Genomic DNA, 3,135 nt, shown 5'->3' on the forward strand with positions numbered 1-3,135 from the left:
CGGCGCGCTCGGTGACGAACAACACCTCTTGCTGGCGCAGCGCCGCGTCGTGGCCGTTGAAGGTGATCTGCTCGACCTTCTCGATGAACTTGCGCGACTTACCCTCGACGAGGATGTTCAACTTGCCGTCGGCCACCTTCACCTTCAGGCCACCAGCGGTAAAAGTGCCACAGAACACCAGCTTCTTGGTGGACCGGGTAATGTTGACAAAGCCGCCACAGCCCACCGGGCGGCCGTTGAACTTGCTGACGTTCACATTGCCCCAGTTGTCGGCCTGGGCCAGGCCCAGGAAGCTGGCATCCAGGCCGCCACCGTCGTAGAAGTCGAACTGCAGCGACTGCTCAATGATGGCCTCGGCGTTGTAGGCCACGCCGAAGTCGCCCAGCTGCGCGGGGATGCCGCCGGATATGCCGCTTTCGATGCTCAAGGTCAACTGGTCGGACACGCCCTCTTCCGCCGCCACCGATGGCACGCCCGCGGGGATGCCGATGCCCAGGTTGGTGATGGCGCCAGGCTTCAGCTCCATGGCCGTGCGGCGGGCGATCACCTTGCGTTCGTCCAGTGCCATCGGCTCCAGCGAATTGAGCGGTACGCGCACGTCGCCGCACAGCGCCGGGTTGAACTGGGTGGCGATGGTTTGCATGTGGTTTTCAGGCTGGCTGAGCACCACGTAGTCCACCGACACGCCAGGGATCTTCACCGCCTTGGGGTGCAGCGTGCCGGCCTTGACGATGCGCTCCACCTGCACGATGACGATGCCGCCGCAGGCCTTGGCCGCGTGGGCGATGTTGATCTGCTCCAGCAGCATGCCTTCTTTGTCCAGGGTGATGTTGCCGTTTTCATCGGCCAGGGTGCCGCGGATGATGGCCACGTCGATCTTTGGCGTGGGGTAGAACAGCCATTCTTCACCGTTGAATTCGACCAGTTTCACCAGGTCTTCGGTGGACTTGCTGTTCAGCTTGCCGCCTTCGATGCGCGGGTCGACAAAGGTACCCAGGCCGACCTTGGTCAGCAGGCCGGGGCTGCGGCTGGCGATGTGGCGCGTCAGGTGCGACAGGCTGCCCTGCGGGAAGTTATAGGCCTCGACCTCGCCTTCAAACACCATCTTCATCATCTCGGCACCGGTCTGGCCAAAGTGGCCGGCCACGGTGCGCTTGATCATGCCGGGGTGCGCAAAGTGGACCATGCCCGCGTCCTTGCTGTTGCCGATGGCGCCGCAAGCCCAGGTGGTGACGTTGCGCGGGTGGCCGGTGTCCAGAAAGGTCTGCTCCACGCCCTTCAACACTTCTTCGGGCAGGCTGGTGACGGCCAGGCCGCCCAAGAAGATGGTGGCGTTGTCTTGGATGAGGGCGCCTGCTTGGGCTGCGGTGATGATTTTCATGGGGTGCTTCTGTACGGTGTGTGTACGTTATTTGCTGCTGTCGGTGACGCGCAGAATGGTGGCGTAGCCGCTGTCGCCAGCGGCGCAACCGGTGAACATGCCGATGCCGCCACCGCGCAGCACCAGCTCTTCGATCAGCTCGATGATGGCGCGCAGACCGGTGGGCGCTTGCGGGTGGCCCCAGATGATGGAGCTGCCATAGTTGTTCATCTTCTCCCAGGCAAAACCGGTGTCGCGTGCCAGGGCGATGTCGTTCACGGCAAAGGGGTTGTGGGTTTTGATGGCGGCTATATCCTGGATACCCAAGCCCGCGTTCTTCAGCGCGTTAAAGGCTGCAGGCGACGGTGCCATGGGCATATAGCCCGGCTCCACGCGGGCTTGGCCAAAGCCCAGAATCTCTATTTCAATGTTCGGGTGGGTAGACGCAGCACGGGCCAGGTCGCGCGTGGTGACGATGGCGCCCGCATTGCCGTCGGCCGGGTGGGTTTGGCCGCCATAGGTAACCGTGCCGCCTTCTTTTACCGGCTTGAGTTTGGCCAAGCCTTCGGCCGTGGTGGGGAAGATGCCTTCGTCGGCACTGAGTACGCCGGTTTGCTTGCGGAACTTGGAATCGGTCAGCGGCACATCGGCCATGTAGCGCTTCTGAAAGGCCCGGTCGTCCGCCAGCGCCTGCTGGTACTGGGTGTAGCGGTGCAGCTTCAAATCGTGCTGCTCGGCGGTGCTGATGCCATAGCGTGCGGCCACGTTTTCGCCGGTCTGCAGCATGGGGTTCTTGGCGTAGGGGTCGTGGCCCATGTTGTCGGGCACCCAGTGTTCGCTGATGCCGTAGCCACCGGTGCCGCTGGAATCGGGGTAGTAGACCACCGGGCCGTTGGACTGGCGGTCGGCCATCACCAGCAGCGCACTGGTGGCCGTGCCGCACACCACCTCTTGCGCGGCCATTTGCAAGGCCCGCACGCTGGTGGCGCAAGCCTGCTGGATGGTGGGCCCGGCCACGCGGTCTATGCCCATCAGGCCGGTGACGTAGGGCAAGCCGTAGAAGCTGCCCTTTTGCGGATTGGTCAGTCCCAGAATGGCCAGATCGATCTGCGCCATGTCATAGCCACGCGCCGCCAGCGCCTGTTTGCCGGTGTGGGCCGCCAGGGGCAAGGCATTGAGATTGGCCAGCGCACCTTGCCATTTGGCAAACGGGGACGACCAGTAAATCCCGTAAGGAATGTAGGCTTTCATGGGGAATTCTTCGCTTGTTGCAGGTCAATTTGATTATTTATCATAACTAAATTGCGCCTCCAACAACCTAGGGAAAGCCCCTAATCAAACGGGCTTGGCGCGCCTCAGATTTGCAAACGCAACCAGGCCGCCAGGTCAACCACCACCTGGGCACCCACGGTAGAGACACCGCTGAAATGGATGCACGCGTGGATGGCACCGGGGTAATGCGCGTGCGCCACAGCCACCCCGGCATGCTCGATGCGCAGGGCCAACGCGTGGCCTTCATCGCGCAGCGGGTCGTGCCCCATGGTCGCGACCCAGGTCGGGGGCAAAGCGGCCATGTCGGAATGCAGCAGGTCAAAATCTGGGTGCTGTGCAGCTGCGGCCTGCCCGCCCAGGTAGGTGGCCATAAACCAGCGCATCGCGCTATACGTCAAAAACTTGCCTTCACCGTTTTCCGCATAAGAGGGGCTGGGTGTGTCAGGGTGTTGGGCTGCCGGGTAAATCATCCCCAGGGCCTGAATCCCCCCGACCCGGCGTAC

3 protein-coding genes are annotated in these 3,135 nt (G+C 62.8%); all 3 read right to left on the reverse strand.

Annotation, left to right across the window (positions count from 1 at the left end):
* The coding region (locus ABI213_RS08130) for a malonate decarboxylase subunit alpha (protein WP_348026679.1) at positions 1-1,381 on the reverse strand (1,381 nt) is incomplete at its 3' end.
* A gap of 27 nt (positions 1,382-1,408) precedes the next feature.
* Positions 1,409-2,611 carry a thiolase family protein gene (locus tag ABI213_RS08135; RefSeq protein WP_348006487.1) on the reverse strand — a complete coding sequence of 401 codons (1,203 nt, stop codon included), beginning with the start codon at positions 2,609-2,611 and terminating at the stop codon, positions 1,409-1,411.
* 104 nt (positions 2,612-2,715) lie between these two features.
* Positions 2,716-3,135: alpha/beta hydrolase fold domain-containing protein (locus tag ABI213_RS08140; RefSeq protein ID WP_348026681.1), on the reverse strand; the 420-nt coding region annotated here is incomplete at its 5' end.

Origin of the sequence: Rhodoferax sp., from assembly GCF_039922535.1 — a bacterium.
Classification (GTDB): Bacteria; Pseudomonadota; Gammaproteobacteria; order Burkholderiales; family Burkholderiaceae_C; genus Rhodoferax_B.

Coding starts and splice junctions, on each gene's coding strand:
- ABI213_RS08135 (WP_348006487.1), bottom strand. CDS start 2,611: ATGAAAGCCTACATTCCTTACGGGATTTACTGGTCGTCCCCGTTTGCC.